This window comes from Bradyrhizobium arachidis, assembly GCF_024758505.1.
GTDB lineage: Bacteria > Pseudomonadota > Alphaproteobacteria > Rhizobiales > Xanthobacteraceae > Bradyrhizobium > Bradyrhizobium manausense_C.
Genome location: NZ_CP077970.1, coordinates 8,744,781 through 8,759,818, shown reverse-complemented (window position 1 = coordinate 8,759,818; position 15,038 = coordinate 8,744,781). Strand labels below are relative to the sequence as shown.

Annotated in this window: 12 protein-coding genes; 5 read left to right on the top strand and 7 right to left on the bottom strand. The window is 63.1% G+C overall.

Annotation, left to right across the window (positions count from 1 at the left end):
* Nucleotides 1-46: 46 nt before the first annotated feature.
* The 5 genes from KUF59_RS40785 (at nucleotide 47) to KUF59_RS40765 (ending at nucleotide 6,060) form a co-directional block, all read left to right on the top strand.
* Nucleotides 47-715 (top strand): TRAP transporter small permease subunit, encoded by a 669-nt coding sequence (locus KUF59_RS40785; protein ID WP_212462217.1) that lies wholly within the window; start codon nucleotides 47-49, stop codon nucleotides 713-715.
* Entirely contained in the window at nucleotides 712-2,607 is a 1,896-nt protein-coding gene (locus KUF59_RS40780; RefSeq protein ID WP_212462218.1) for a TRAP transporter large permease, read from the top strand. Before KUF59_RS40785 ends, KUF59_RS40780 begins: the two co-directional genes overlap by 4 nt.
* Nucleotides 2,608-2,795: 188 nt before the next feature.
* Nucleotides 2,796-4,121, top strand: a complete 1,326-nt coding sequence (locus tag KUF59_RS40775; RefSeq protein ID WP_212462219.1) for an ABC transporter substrate-binding protein — start codon at nucleotides 2,796-2,798, stop codon at nucleotides 4,119-4,121.
* 117 nt (nucleotides 4,122-4,238) lie between these two features.
* The gene (locus KUF59_RS40770) at nucleotides 4,239-5,009 is read left to right on the top strand and encodes an L-iditol 2-dehydrogenase (RefSeq protein ID WP_212462220.1); all 771 of its coding nucleotides are present in this window, start codon (nucleotides 4,239-4,241) and stop codon (nucleotides 5,007-5,009) included.
* Between the two features lie 184 nt (nucleotides 5,010-5,193).
* Nucleotides 5,194-6,060 carry an AraC family transcriptional regulator gene (locus tag KUF59_RS40765; RefSeq protein WP_258768010.1) on the top strand — a complete coding sequence of 289 codons (867 nt, stop codon included), beginning with the start codon at nucleotides 5,194-5,196 and terminating at the stop codon, nucleotides 6,058-6,060.
* 68 nt (nucleotides 6,061-6,128) lie between these two features.
* Here the strand turns inward: KUF59_RS40765 and KUF59_RS40760 are convergent, their stop codons facing one another.
* The 7 genes from KUF59_RS40760 to KUF59_RS40730 all read right to left on the bottom strand — a co-directional run bounded on the left by KUF59_RS40760 (nucleotide 6,129) and on the right by KUF59_RS40730 (nucleotide 14,972).
* The gene (locus tag KUF59_RS40760; protein WP_140980529.1) at nucleotides 6,129-6,686 is read right to left on the bottom strand and encodes an HNH endonuclease; all 558 of its coding nucleotides are present in this window, start codon (nucleotides 6,684-6,686) and stop codon (nucleotides 6,129-6,131) included.
* A gap of 276 nt (nucleotides 6,687-6,962) precedes the next feature.
* Nucleotides 6,963-7,940, bottom strand: a complete 978-nt coding sequence (locus tag KUF59_RS40755; protein ID WP_258768009.1) for a peptidyl-alpha-hydroxyglycine alpha-amidating lyase family protein — start codon at nucleotides 7,938-7,940, stop codon at nucleotides 6,963-6,965.
* A gap of 136 nt (nucleotides 7,941-8,076) precedes the next feature.
* On the bottom strand, nucleotides 8,077-9,852 hold the full coding sequence (locus KUF59_RS40750; protein WP_212460241.1) for a flavin-containing monooxygenase: 1,776 nt from the start codon (nucleotides 9,850-9,852) through the stop codon (nucleotides 8,077-8,079).
* Between the two features lie 81 nt (nucleotides 9,853-9,933).
* On the bottom strand, nucleotides 9,934-11,019 hold the full coding sequence (locus tag KUF59_RS40745; RefSeq protein ID WP_258768008.1) for a DUF2855 family protein: 1,086 nt from the start codon (nucleotides 11,017-11,019) through the stop codon (nucleotides 9,934-9,936).
* 220 nt (nucleotides 11,020-11,239) lie between these two features.
* A complete protein-coding gene (locus KUF59_RS40740) occupies nucleotides 11,240-12,766 on the bottom strand; it encodes an acyl-CoA synthetase (RefSeq protein ID WP_258768007.1) in 1,527 nt (508 codons plus the stop codon).
* A 9-nt stretch (nucleotides 12,767-12,775) separates the two neighbouring features.
* Nucleotides 12,776-13,960 carry an ABC transporter substrate-binding protein gene (locus KUF59_RS40735; RefSeq protein ID WP_258768006.1) on the bottom strand — a complete coding sequence of 395 codons (1,185 nt, stop codon included), beginning with the start codon at nucleotides 13,958-13,960 and terminating at the stop codon, nucleotides 12,776-12,778.
* A 40-nt stretch (nucleotides 13,961-14,000) separates the two neighbouring features.
* Entirely contained in the window at nucleotides 14,001-14,972 is a 972-nt protein-coding gene (locus tag KUF59_RS40730) for an NAD(P)H-dependent flavin oxidoreductase (RefSeq protein WP_212460245.1), read from the bottom strand.
* Nucleotides 14,973-15,038 lie beyond the last annotated feature (66 nt).

The following is a 15,038-nucleotide window of genomic DNA, read 5'->3' as shown; positions in this document are numbered from 1 at the left end:
CTTGTCTTGTTTCGATGTTTGATGATCTTGCGGAATCGCGGGCCCTATGAACGCGCAGCGTTTTCTTTATACCATTGACGCCGTCAGCACCTGGACCGGCAAGACGGCGGCCTGGCTGGTCGTGGGCCTGATGGGCCTCGTCTGCGCCGAGGTGTTCAAGCGCTATATCCTCAACATGCCGACGGCGTGGATCTTCGACGCCTCGAACATGCTCTACGGCACGCTGTTCATGATTGCCGGCGCCTACACGCTGGCGCAGAACGCCCATGTCCGCGGCGACTTCCTCTACTCGTCGATGAAGCCCCGTACCCAGGCCACGCTGGATCTCGGGCTGTACTTCCTGTTCTTCCTGCCCGGCATCGCTGCGCTGGTCTATGCCGGCTGGGACTATGCGATGGACTCCTGGCGCATCAACGAGCATTCCAACGTGACCGCCGAGGGCCCGCCGGTCTACCAGTTCAAGTTCATGATCCCGCTCGCGGGCGTGCTGGTGCTGCTGCAGGGCGCGGCCGAGATCGCGCGCTGCGTCATTTGTCTGAAGACCGGCGTCTGGCCGAGCCGGCTTGCCGACGTCTCCGAGATCGACGTCATCGAGGAGCAGCTCGCGCACAGCGAACATGTCGACGAGGACGCGCGCAAGGCCGCGATCGCGCGTGCGCAGGATATCGAGGAGGCCGCACGGCAGCGCGGCATGGGCGGAGATGTGCAGCGATGAGCGATCCGGCACTCGGGCTTTTGATGCTGGGCCTCATCGTGGTCGTCATCATGATGGGCTTCCCCACCGCCTTCACCCTGATGGGTCTCGGCATGTTCTTCGGCTTCTTCGCCTATCACCGGGGCGGCGAAGCCTGGGGCGACAATCACATCTTCGACCTGATGGTCCAGCGCACCTATGGCGCGATGACGAACGACGTCCTGATCTCGATACCGCTGTTTGTGCTGATGGGCTACGTGATGGAGCGCGGCGCCCTGGTCGACAAGATGTTCTATTCGATCCAGCTTGCGTTCCGCCGCGTGCCCGCCTCGCTCGCGGTGGCGACGCTGATCGTCTGCACCTTCTGGGGCATCGCCTCCGGCCTCGTCGGCGCGGTCGTGGTGCTGATGGGCGTCATCGCCTTCAATCCGATGCTGAAAGCCGGCTACGACGTCAAGCTCGCCTCGGGTGTGATCACCGCCGGCGGCACGCTCGGCATCTTGATCCCGCCCTCGGTAATGATCATCGTCTACGCGGCGGTGGCCGGCCAATCTGTGGTGAAGCTCTACGCAGCCGCGATGTTTCCCGGCTTCTTCCTGGCCTTCCTCTATCTCGTTTACATCGTCGGCTGGGCGCTGCTGAACCCGAAAATCGCGCCAAAACTTTCCGAAAGCGAAATCAAGGTCCCGGTGCGGCCGTGGATCTCCGATCTTCAGCGCGCCTATTCGCGAAAAATGCTGCCGGCGCTCCTTGCGGCCGTGCTTGCGCCCGCCAGAGCCATGAACCTGAGCGTCGATGGCATCCGCATCGGCTATCTGACGCTGATGCAAAACCTCGGCTACGCGCTGGTGCCGATGGTGCTGACGCTGGCGACGCTGTGGGCCACCTGGTGGTACGTGGTGATCCACCAGCAGCCGGATCTTCCCTCACCGGTCGCAGCCGCAACACAGCAGCAGCAACGCGCTGAGGAGACGCTGCAGCCGCTCGGCGCCGGCGCGCAACCGGTCGAACAGGAAGAGAAGCTCGAAGAACTTGGCGGCGCGGCCAGCCGATCGGACAAGCCCGCGAAGAGTGAGCCGGAAGCCCTGCAGCAGATGGGCAGCGCCGAGCTGCGCGGCAAGGCTGCGGCGGCCCCCGTCGATTCCGGGCCGCCGCCGGAGTTCTACACTTACTTTGCGTTCGTCGCCGCCTTCTGCGCGCTGCTGCTCCTCTATTACTACTGGACCATGGAGGCCGAGCAGTTCGAGGTGCTGCGGCTGCTCGTCATCTCGGTGATGCCGCTCGGCATCCTCACGGTGGTGGTGCTCGCCGTGATCCTGTTCGGCATCACGACCGCGACGGAATCCGCCGCGGTCGGCGCCGCCGGCGCCTTCCTGCTGGCGTTCCAGGCCCGCACGCTGGACTGGAAGCGTACCAAGGAAGCGGTGTTCCTGACCGCCAAGACCACCTCGATGGTGTGCTGGCTGTTCGTGGGCTCGGCGCTGTTCTCGGCGGTGTTCGCCATCCTTGGCGGCCAGGCACTGCTCGAGAGCTGGGTGCTGTCGCTCAACATGACGCCGGTGCAGTTCATGATCCTGTCGCAGGCGATCATCTTCCTCTTGGGATGGCCGCTGGAATGGACCGAGATCATTGTGATCTTCGTGCCGATCTTTTTGCCGATGCTGAAACACTTCAACATCGATCCGGTGCTGTGGGGCGTGCTGGTGTTCGTGAACCTGCAGGCCGCGTTCCTGTCGCCGCCGGTGGCGATGTCGGCCTTCTACCTGAAGGGCGTCGCGCCAAAGCACGTCACGCTGAACCAGATATTTTCGGGCATGATGCCCTACATGCTGATCGTGATCGTCTGCATGGTGTTCATGTACATCTGGCCCGGCCTGACGCTGTGGCTGCCCAACTATCTGTACGGCGGATGAGGGGCGGCGCTCAGCCTGCTTCAGCGAGCGCCTGCATAAAAGTATCAGCTTTTGCACACAGCGCTCTAGCCGCGCTGGCTGCCCGGTCCGAACCTGAGGCTGGGCTCGGCATATCCTGACGATCATAGCTCGTCGGAATACGTCTCCCCATTGTCTTTAAAAATTCAAAAGACCTTCGGAGGAAATGCATGAAGTTGCTCGCAACAAGCTCGCTCGGCGCATTCGCAGCCGTCGCTTTGATGTCCGGCGCCATGATGTCAGGCGCTTTGGCCGAGACCAGACTGACGATCGCGACGGTCAACAACGGCGACATGATCCGCATGCAGAAGCTGACGGATGATTTCACCAAGGCGAACCCGGACATCGTGCTGAACTGGGTCACGCTCGAAGAGAATGTGCTGCGCCAGAAGGTGACGACCGACATCGCCACCAAATCCGGCCAGTACGACGTGCTGACGATCGGCACCTATGAGGTTCCGATCTGGGCCAAGAAGGGCTGGCTGGTGCCGCTCGACGATCTCGGCGCCGGCTACGACATCGACGATCTCCTGCCCGCGATCCGCACCGGCCTGTCCCTGGATGGCAAGCTCTACGCCGCGCCGTTCTACGGCGAATCCTCGATGATCATGTATCGCAAGGACCTGTTCGACAAAGCCGGCATCAAGATGCCGGAGAGCCCGACATGGGACTTCGTCGCCGACGCTGCGCGCAAGATCACGTCTTCCGAGACCTACGGCATCTGCCTGCGCGGCAAGGCAGGCTGGGGCGAGAACATGGCCTTTCTTTCGGCGACGGCAAACTCCTTTGGCGCACGATGGTTCGATGAGAAGTGGAGGCCTCAATTCGATCAGCCGGAGTGGAAGAACGCGTTGAGCTTCTACATCAAGCTCATGCGGGATGCCGGTCCTCCGGGCGCCTCGTCGAACGGATTCAACGAAAATCTCGCGCTCTTCAACGCCGGCAAGTGCGGCATGTGGATCGACGCGACCGTCGCGGCCTCCTTCGTCACCAATCCCAAGGATTCGAAGGTCGCTGACAAGGTCGGCTTCGCCCTGGCCCCGAACACAGGGCTCGGCAAGAACGCCAACTGGCTCTGGGCCTGGTCGCTCGCCGTGCCGGGCGGCTCGCAGAAGGTCGCGGCGGCGAAGAAGTTCGTCGCCTGGGCGACGAGCAAGCATTACCTCGAACTCGTGGCTGCCAAGGAAGGCTGGGCCAATGTGCCTCCGGGCACGCGCAAGTCGCTCTACGCCAATCCCGAATACCAGAAGGCCGCGCCGTTCGCCAAGCTGACCCTGGACTCGATCAACTCGGCCGACCCGGCTCATCCCACCGTGAAGCCTGTCCCCTATGTCGGCATCCAGTTCGTCGCCATCCCGGAATTCCAGGCCATAGGGACCGCAGTCGGGCAGCAGTTCTCGGGCGCTCTCGCCGGCAGCAGCTCTGTCGACGACGCGCTCGCGTCTGCCCAGACCATCGCGACGCGCGACATGACCAAGGCCGGATACATCAAGTGATTTGAGTCTCCCCGGACGCTCCGGCGTTCACAAACTTGGGCTGTCCGGCGCGCCGGGCAGCCTCCTCTAGGAGCAAACTGAAATCCGCGCTTGCGGCAAATAAGAAGAGTCTAGCAAATGAGACTGAAGGATAAGGTTGCACTCATCACGGGCGGGGCGCGTGGCATCGGGCGGGCATTCGCGGCAGCCTATGTCCGGGAAGGTGCCTCTGTCGTCATCGGGGATATCGACCTGAGCGCCGCCGAACGCGCCGCTGCGGACATTGGGCCGGCTTGCTCAGCGATGTACATGAACGTGGCCGATGTCGGCTCGATCCAGGCTTGCGTCGATCGGGTCGTCGACAAGACCGGCAGGATCGATATCTTGATCAACAACGCCGCCCTGTTCGATCTTGCCCCGATCGTGGACATCACGCCGGAAAGCTACGACAGGCTCTTCAGCGTCAATGTGCGCGGTGTGCTCTTCACCATGCAGGCTGTCGCCCGGCACATGATCGCGGCCGGCAAGGGCGGCAAGATCATCAATCTGGCGAGCCAGGCGGGTCGGCGCGGTGAGGCGTTGGTTGCAGTGTACTGCGCTACCAAGGCGGCCGTCATAAGTCTCACGCAATCGGCGGGCCTGAACCTCATCAAGCACGGGATCAATGTGAATGCCATTGCTCCAGGTGTCGTCGATGGTGAGCATTGGGACCACGTCGATGCTCTTTTTTCGCAATATGAAGGCCTCCCAAGAGGCGAGAAGAAGCGTCGTGTTGGCGAGGGCGTGCCCTTCGGTCGAATGGCGAAGCCGGAGGATCTGGTTGGTTGCGCCATCTTCCTGGCGAGCTCGGAAAGCGACTATGTCGTGTCGCAAACCTACAATGTCGATGGCGGGCAGTGGATGAGCTGAAGAGGGTGTGTTCTCTCGACAAGCGACGATCTCGAAGGATACCCTGTCTTTAGACGCCCATCCTGAACGCATCCTCGCGTGAACCGACTGCCTAAAGCTGGAAAGCTTCGCGGCGATGGCTAGAACCGACGATAGAGCCACGATTGAGCGTAGGGCGAGAGAGGCTCGGCCCCGGTTTGAGCAGGTGCTGACGGCGGAGAACGAGACGTTCCTCTGGCGGATCGACGATTACCCCTGGGAACGAGCTGTGTGGAACTTCCACCCGGAGTTCGAGATCCACCTTATCCGCAAGTCAACCGGCACGGTATTCATCGGGGACTACATTGGCGAATTCGCGCCGGGTCATCTGACGATCGTCGGAAGCAACCTTCCCCACAATTGGGTTTCTCACGTCAGCGCCGGGGAGACCATCAACGCCCGGGACCTCGTCGTACAGTTCGATCCCGAGAAGCTGCGGAAGGCAGGCGCCTACCTGCCCGAGATTGGCGCGCTGGAGAACTTTCTCGAGCTCGCGCTGCGAGGAATCCTGTTTTTCGGAGACACGGCCCGAATCGGCGCAAATGCGCTTGAGGCGATGGGGGAGGCGAGAGGGCTCGATCGATTGAACCAGTTCCTTCATCTGCTCGAATTAATGGCGGCATCCGACAGCTACCGGGTTCTTTCGTCTCCTGGCTTTTTCCCCGATCTGAACTCGTCGGCCCTCAACATCATGCAGCGTTGCACCAGCTACATTTGCGACCACATGGCTTCCGATTTGTCGCTTCCCGATGTAGCCAAAGTGGCTGGCATGACCGAAAGCACCTTCAGCCGGTTCTTTCAGAAGAACTCGGGTCGAAGCTTCACGGACTATTTGGCGGAGTTGCGCATCGGTCGCGCCTGCCGGCTTCTCGCCGAAACGCAACAGCCGGTTTCAGCGATCTGTTACGAGGTGGGGTATGACAATCTGTCCAACTTCAACAGGAACTTCTTGAAGCGGCGGGGAATGACGCCATCCCGATATCGAGATCTCGCGCTTCGCAAGTGTCCGCCCAACCATGGTCCGTGTCCGTAGACGCAGAAATCCGCGCCGCGCTCCTGCGTCTTTCGGCGAAGGTCGTGCGATCTCGTGGATCGATGGCCCTACGGATCCAGCTCCGTATCCCAGTAGAGATAGTCGAGCCAGCTATCGTGCAGATAGTTCGGCGGGAACAGGCGGCCGTTGCGGTGGAGCTGATGCACCGTGGGCGCGAACGGCGTCTGCCGCGGGAACATCTTTGCCTGCTGCGGCGACAGATTGCCCTTGCGCAGATTGCAGGGCGAGCAGGCCGCGACGACGTTCTCCCAAGTGGTCTGGCCGCCCTTGCTACGCGGGACGATGTGATCGAACGTCAGGTCTTCGGGCGAGCCGCAATATTGGCAATTGAAGCGGTCGCGCAGGAAGACGTTGAACCGGGTGAACGCCGGATGCGTGGTCGGCTTGACGAAGGATTTGAGCGAGACCACGCTCGGGAGCTGCATCTCGAAGGATGGGCTGTGCACGGCACGGTCGTAGTGCGCGACGATATTTACGCGGTCGAGAAAAACCGCCTTGATCGCGTCCTGCCAGGACCAAAGCGACAGCGGGTAGTAACTCAGCGGCCGGAAGTCCGCATTCAGCACCAACACCGGCCAACTGCCTTGCGAGACATGTGCGTTCAAGTAACGCTCCCGGCCTCCATATACGCTGCGAAGCAGCATGTATTGACATACTACATGCAGCGTGACGGGATTGTGAAGCCCGTCGAGCGACTTATTCAGGCTGGCGCAATGCGGCGGCAGGGCGGCGAAGTGCTCGAAAAAAGCCGCGATTGGGGGCGGCGAGACCTGGCGGAACCGCCCCGGCGGTCAAAGCCTCGGATCGAGATGGTGGAACGGTGAGCGCGTCGCTGCGCCGGTCGCGGTGCTTCGATATTGCGCCACCCTTCCGTTGCGCCGTTACTGCCGCACCCGCTCCAGCTTCTGCAAACACCGGCTCGCGCGCACCACGGCCGGCATCTCCTCGTCCGGAAAGCTCGTCTTCCAGTCGGTGACACCGACCTCGCCGACATAGATGTCGCCCTTGGAATCCAGCGCGATGCCGTGCGGCGCCAAAAACTTGCCGCTGGCGACGCCGGGGCCATCCTCGCCGCCGAGCCGTGCGATGCGCTTGCCCTTGGCGTCCACGATCGATAGTCGCGGGCCGAGATTGGGCACCTTGCGGTTGACGGCCATGCCCGGGCCGAGCTCGCCGATCACGAAGGTCGGGTTCTTAGCCCCGCCGCAACAGCAGAGCGCGCAGGGCCGGTGCAGGTTGTTCCACTGCGTCTCGTATCTGCCGTTGCCGTCGAACACCTGCACGCGGTGGTTCTCGCGGTCGGCGACATAGACATAGCCGTCGGCGTCAGTCGCGATGTTGTGCACGATGTTGAACTGGCCGGGGTCGGTGCCGGGCTCGCCCCAGCTCGTGATCAGCTTGCCGTCGGGCGTGAACTTGTGCACGCGCGCATTGCCATAACCGTCGGAGACGTAGATCTCGCCTTTCGGCGACAGCGCGGTGTGGGTGCAGCGGTGGAAGGGATCGCCGCTCATGAACGGCGCGGGCTTCTCGGGGACGCCGATCGTCAGCAGTACCTTGCCGTCGGTGGTGCATTTGCGCACGGTGTGGTCGCCGTCGTCGGTACAGTAGAGATTGTCGTCGCCGTCGATATGCAGGCCATGCGCGCGGTTGAACAGGCCTTCGCCAAAACTCCGCAGAAAATTGCCGTCACGGTCGAGCACCACCATCGGATGGGCGCCGCGGTTGAAGACGTAGATGCGGTCGCGGCTGTCGACCGCGACGGAGGCGACGTCGGTGAGCTGCCAGCCGTCCGGCAGCTTTGCCCAGTTGTCGACGACGCGGTAGCGGTGCTCGCCCGAGCCGAGAATGGCTGGCATGTGGTGTTCTCCCTTTATCCGTCGCCGTAGCGCTCAGCCGCTCCCACATCGTCATTGCGAGCGCAGCGAAGCAATCCAGAATCTTTCCGTTGAGACAGCCTGGATTGCTTCGCCGCGCTCGCAATGACGAGGAGGCTCAAGCCGGACCGATCTCGCGTCCCAACAACCCCTCCTCGATTGCCTTGACCTGCAGCGCCAGGTATTTTGAATTGATCCGGCATTGCGCGAGGCTGCCGGCAATGAACCACAGGCCGGGCTGCTTCGTCCGCGCATACATGTTGCGCAGCTCGAAGCCGTCGCCAAAGCCCCAGATTGGGCCGACGCGGTCGGCGACAGCGTCGCCGAACAGCTTTCGCACCAGATAGTCCTGCGGCTTGTAGCCGGTCGAGAGCACGATGAGGTCGGCTGCTACAGTCGTGCCGTCTTTCATCCGCGCGCCATCGGCGACGAAGCTCTCGATGTCGGCGAACTGCTTCAGCTTGATCGCACCATTGACGATTAGGTCGGAGCAGCCGACGTTGAAGTAGTAGCCGCCGCCGCGGGTGAGGTATTTGAACTGCCAGCCGGTGCCGGCGTCGCCGAAGTCGAGCTTGAAGCCGACGCGGGTGAGGCCGTCCAAGAGTTCCTTGTCGAGCTCCTTCGACTGCTCCGTGAGCATCACATGAGTCTTCTTCGCGAGCGGTGTCGGCATCGAGGTCGCGATCAGATCGTTGTCCTCGAGCGTGCCTTCATTGTAGGTGGCGTAGGCGAGCTGCGCCGACGGCTCGATATTGGTCACCAGCGTCGGCGAGCGCTGCACCAGCGTCACGTCGGCTCCGCTGGAGCGCAGGTCCTGCGCGATGTCGTGGCCGCTATTGCCGGTGCCGATGACGATGGCGCGCTTGCCCTTCCAGTCCTCGCCGTCCTCATAGCGGCTGGAATGCAGCAGCGTCCCGGCGAAGTTTTCGAGGCTCGGAATGCTGGGTATGTTCGGGATGCCGCTGACGCCGGTTGCCATCACCACATGGCGCGGATGCATGGTGTGTGTCGTGCCGTCGGCGCGGCGCAAGCTCACCGTCCAGCGTTCCTGCGCCTCGTCGTAAGCGCCGCTCTCGAACTCCGTGCCGGTCCAAAAGTTCAGCTCCATGGCGTCGACATAGGCTTCGAACCAGTTGGCGAGCTTGTCCTTGGGGATATAGACCGGCCAGTTCGGCGGGAACGGCATGTAGGGGAGGTGATTGACCTGCACCTGGTTGTGCAGCGTCAGCGCGTGATAGCGCTTGCGCCAATTGTCGCCGATGCGTGGCCATCGATCGACGATCAGCGTGTCCACCTGCAATTGCTTCAGCCGTGCCGCGATGGCGAGTCCGGCCTGACCGCCACCGACCACCAGCACGGCGGGATCGCGATCGCTGTAGTCGCGGGATGCGTTGCGCAGGTCGAGCCAGTTCGGCCCGCGGAAATCGCGCGAATAGGCCTGCCCGCGCGGTCGCGTCCGGTTGAGCTGCTCCTCAAATCCCTTCAGTTCGTCGAGCGCCGTGAGCACCGTCCAGGCCTTCAAATGATCGCCGTCGGAGCCATCGGGCAGCAGCCGCAAAATGCCGCTGCCGCGGCCCTGCGCGGTTTCGAAATTGAAGATCGCCTCGATGGTGTTGGTGCCGGCGCGCCGGACCCAGCGTGGCGGTGCGCGGTCGGTGGCGAGCTTGAAATTGCTGGGCGCAGCCGCCGGCGCGTGAGCGCCGATCTCTGTGATGATCATATCGCGGCCGGCGATGGTCTGCAGGTTCCAGCTCAGCGCGAGCACGTCGCGCCAAAAGCTGTCGGCCAGGAACAGGCGGCTCAGCGCATCGGGGTCGGGTCCGCCGAGCGCAAACTCGAACTGATCGAGCCAGGTTTGAGCGGATACGGAAATATCCTTGGTCTTGTCCAGCATGCGCGACCTCTTGCAGGGCCGTCGTGATGACGTTTCCTCTGAGAGAGACGCTATACCGTTTAGATGGCGGCCAAAAGCCGATTACCCCGCCAGCGAGAGCATATGGCCCTGCTCAGGCGGAACGCGGCCCTTGAGGGTATCGAGATAGACCTGCTGCACGGCCTCGGGTCCGCGGCTTTCGACGACCGTCAGGCATTTGTCGAGCAGCGGCGCGAAGCCGGTCCAGGCGACGCCAAAACGCTGGTCGATGCCGCCCGGCCCCCATTCCTTGGCCCGCTTGCGGATCTGGTCCGGGGCGAAGAACCAGCGCGGTTTTGCGCCCGGCAGCACCGGCTCGTCGGCTTCCGTTGCGCGATGCGTCAATCCAACGCGACCGGAATATTTCATCTGCTCGCCAAAATGCCGGTGCAGCTCGGCGCGCAGCGCACTGCTGCCGGCCATGTCGACGAAGGCAACCGGCGCGCTTGCGGGCAGCGACGTAACGCGATCATAGGTGACAACGTCGTCATAGCAGCTGAGTGAGCTCACGAAGCCGGTGTTGCCCGCCGAGGTCAGGCCGATCACCTTGATCCCGCGGCTGTGCAGGAGATGCGCGAGACCAAACGCGGTCTTGCTGGAGGCGCTGGAGAGCAGCGCGGTGCGGGCGCCGAAATCGGCGTTCTCGGCAAGGAAGTCGTCGACCAGGAACGACAGCATGAACAGCGGCCGCAACAGCGCCTGCAGGTCGCCCTGGCGTCCCTCGTAGGCGGCATCGCCGGTGACGCGGGCATAGAGGTTGTAGACGGGCGCGGCGACCTGGCGGTGCGCAGCCGCGTCGCGCAGGCCGCGCTTGCTGACGTCGGCGGCCTCGATGACGAGATGGCTCGCCATCGGAAAGTAGCCGAACAGCCGCTCGCCCGCCGCGATGTTCGGATGCTTGGAGGCGATGACGTCGCCAAAGCCCCACACCGGAACGATGCCAAAACCGTGCGGTGTCGGAAACAGGTGCCAGTATTTCAGCTCGTCGCCCATCACGGCGTAAGTGATGTTGTTGGCGGTGAAGGCGAAGCGGTCGACCTTCACCAGCAGCGCCTCGGGCGGCAGCGCCTCCGCGTCGGGCAGCTCCGTCTCGATCAGCTTGCACTGTTGCAATTCGTTTCGCGCGACGACGAAGTCTTTCGATTTCATGACCATGATCCCGGCTCGTTCCGTGCCGGGATCATTGCCGCGATTGATGGCCATTTTGCAACAGCAACATAGTTTGAAACGCTGTTCGAGTGGGCTTGCAGTTTCCGCACCGTCATGGCCGGGCTTGTCCCGGCCATCCACGAACTTTCTCACGGCACCAAGAACGTGGATGGCCGGGACAAGCCCGGGCATGACGAGATTGTGGCGCGACCGATTCGCTTCAAATCCCGGCGCGGATGTGTCCGGCCCAGTAGGGATCGCGCAGCTTACGCTTGAAGATCTTACCCGTCGCTTCCCGTGGCAATGCGTCGAGGAACTGGATCTCCCTCGGCACCTTGAAGTTGGCGAGCCGGTCGCGCAAGTATGCCTGCACCGCTTCCGCTGAAAGCTTTGCGTTCGTCTCCGGCTCGATGCAGGCGCAGAGGCGCTCGCCATATTCGGTGTCGGGGATGCCGAACACCGCGCAGTCGCGCACGCCGTCCATGGTGATCAGCGCGTTCTCGATCTCGGCCGGATAGATGTTGACGCCGCCGGAAATCACCATGTCGCGCTTGCGATCGCACAGGAAGAGATAGCCGTCCGCGTCGAGATAGCCGACGTCTCCGACGCTGACGAGGCCGTCACGGCCGGCTTCCGCGCGGGCCTCAGCCTTGCCGTGATAGTCGAAATCCGGCACCGAGGCCTGCCGCATGTAGATTTCGCCAGGCTCATCGACGTCGCACAGGCTGCCATCGGGCCGGAAGATTTTCACGACGCCGCCCTCGATGGCGCGGCCGACGGTGCCGGGCTTCTTCAGCGCTTCCTCGGCCGAATGCCAGACAGGAATGCCTGTTTCGGTCGAACCAAAATATTCGTTGATGACCGGTCCCCACCAGTCGATCATCGCGCGCTTCACCTCGACCGGGCAGGGCGCCGCGCCATGCACGGTGAAACGCAGCGAGGAGACGTCGTAGTGGCGCTTCACCTCGTCCGGCAGGCGCAACAGGCGTACGAACATCGTCGGCACCATGTGCATGTGGGTGACGCGGTGGCGCTCGACGAGTTGCAGCAGGTCCTCGGGATCGAAGCGCGGCTCGAGCACGATGGTGCAGCCGGCGCGGTAGGCCAGCATGCCGTACGAATGCGGCGCCGAATGATACATCGGGCCGTTCATCAGCACGACCTGGTTGTCGTTCGGCTTGATGCCGTAGGCGATCGCACCGACGCGCTCGGAGGCCGCGGCCTGCTCGGGCCGCATCGGCATGCGCTTGACGCCCTTCGGCATGCCCGTGGTGCCCGAGGTGTAAAACATCGGCGCGCCGCGCCGTGGCGGCTCGGTCAGCTCCGGCTGGCCGTCCCGCCACGCATCCCAATCCGTCAGTCCGCGAGGGACCTGCGTCAACTCGGCGGGGATGTTGAAGGCCTGCGCGATCTCCGGCGGAGTCGGCACGACCATCAGCTTGAAGCCGTCCGGCAGACCGTCGCGGATCTGCGGCAGCAGATCGGCATGGCAGACGAGGCAATCGGCGCCGCTGTCGTCCAGGATGTAGCGGACTTCGGCAGCCTTGAGGTGCCAGTTGATCGGCACCACGGGGCGGCCGAGCGCGGCTGCGGCGGCGACCACCTCGAACAGCGTAAAATCGTTGCGCAGCATCATCGCGACGGGTGTGCCCTCGCGCCCGCCAAGGCCCGCAAAGCCGCCAGCGGCCTTTCGGATGCGCGCGTGAAGCGCGGGGTAGTCGATCTGACGCTCACCACTGATGATCATGGGGATCCCTTACCGGTCATCGAGGATATCGCCGAACGGCACCCAGCTCTTGCCGTTGAAGCGGCGGAGCTGCAATTGCTGGAACGGCAGATAATCGTCCGGACCGGTCGACACGCTCATGCCCGGCAACAGCAGCGGCAGCTTCACCTCCTTCAGCGAGGCCGCCTGCTTCAGGATGTTGTCGCGGCTGAAATCGCCGTTGCAGGCACGCAGCACGGTCATCAGCAGCGTCGCATAGTGATAGCCCGCCGCATAGTTCGAATTGGAGAGGTCGGCGTTCGGCATGTACTGCTTCATGAAGGCAAGATACTCCTTCACGCCGTGATCGTTGGCCCATTGCGGGTCCATCGTGTCCTTCTGGTTGCTCGACGAGATCAGGCCGACGGCATTGTCGAGCCCCGCGGGTTCCAGGAACGAGATCGAGGAGGCCGAGGTCGGCACGAAGAACAGGTCCGGCTTCCAGCCCATCTCGGCGACGCCCTTCACCATCTGCGAGGTGAATTTGCCGAGCACGACGCCGAACATCACGTTGGCGCCCGATGCCTTCAGGGTCGAAAGCTGCGAACTGATGGTCGGCGCCGACGTCTCGTAGCTCGCTTCCGCGACGATCAGGCTCGCGGCCTTGGCGCCGAGCGCGCGCTTGAAGCCCGCGACATAGTCGCGGCCAAAATCGTCGTTCTGCGACAGGATCGCGATCTTTGCGTCGGGCTTGGTCTGCAGGATGTATTTTGCGTAAACCACGCCTTCGGATTCGTAGGCCGCCATGCCCGGCATGGTCCACGGAAACTTTTGCGGCTCGGCCCATTTGGTGGCGCCCGACAGCACGAACAGCTGCGGCACCTTCTTGGTGTTGAGATAGCGCTGCACGGCGCTGTTGGTAGCGGTGCCGAGCGAGCCGAACATCATCAGCACCTCGTCCTGCTCGACGAGTTTTCGCGTCTGCTCGACCGTCTTCGGCGGCGAATAGCCGTCGTCGAGCGTGATGAACTTCACCTTGCGCCCGTTGATGCCGCCCTCGGCGTTGATTTTCTCGAAAAACACCTCCTGCGTCCGCCCGATCGTGCCGAAACCGGACGCCGGACCGCTATAGGGCAGGGTTTGGCCGATGCGGATCTCATCACCATTGTCCGCGCGGACGTCGGTCGCGGCGAGCGCCAGACACGTCAGCCCAATCAGGGCGGCTGCCCTCATCATGCAATCCTCCAACTGTTCTTATCGTTGATCTTCGACGTGCTCAGGCGCTCGCGCGCAAGAAATTCTCGCGCGCCTGATCGAACTCTCCCTTCATGCGGGCGACAAGCTCGGCAACCGGCGGCGCGTCGGTGATCTGGCCGATGCCCTGGCCCGAGCCCCAGATGTCGCGCCACGCCTTGGACTTCATGTTGCCGCCGGAGCCAAAGTTCATCTTGGTCTTGTCGGCAACCGGCAGATTGTCCGGGTCGAGGCCGGCGGCGGCGATCGAGGGCCCGAGATAGTTGCCGTGCACGCCGGTGAACAGGTTCGTGTAGACGATGTCGTGCGCGGCGTGCTGCGTCAGTGCGCTCTTGTAGGCCGTATCAGCATTGGCCTCCGCCGTGGCGATGAAGCGCGTGCCGATATAGGCGAGGTCTGCGCCGAGCGTCAGGGCAGATGCAATGCTGAAACCGTCGCTGATCGCGCCAGACAGCAGGATGGTGCCCTTGAACCATTGCTTGACCTCGCGCACCAGCGCGAAGGGCGACAGCATGCCGGCATGGCCACCGGCGCCGGCGCAAACAAGAATCAGCCCGTCGACGCCCTGCTCGGCCGCCTTGCGCGCATGCTTCACGTTGATGACGTCGTGAAAAACCAGCCCGCCATAGGAATGTGCGGCCTCCACGATCTCGGCTGGCGGCCGGAGCGAGGTGATGATGATTGGCGCCTTGTGCTTCACGCAGGTTTCCATGTCCTTCATCAAGCGGTCGTTGGAGGCATGGCAGATCTGGTTGACGGCGTAGGGCGCGACCTTCTTGCCGGGATTGAGCGATTTGAATTCGCCGAGCTCGTCATTGATGCGGGTGAGCCATTCGTCGAGCTTTTCGACCGGGCGCGCGTTCAGCGCCGGGAACGAGCCGACCACGCCGGCCTTGCACTGGGCGATCACCAGCTCCGGTCCGGAGACGATGAAGAGCGGCGAGCCGACGACCGGCAGTTCGAGATTGTCTTTCAGCAGAGCGGGCAGGGCCATTGTCGTCCTCCTGGAAGCGCGGACCCGGCGTCTTGCCGGGGGATGATGCGTTTCCTGTTGTTGGCG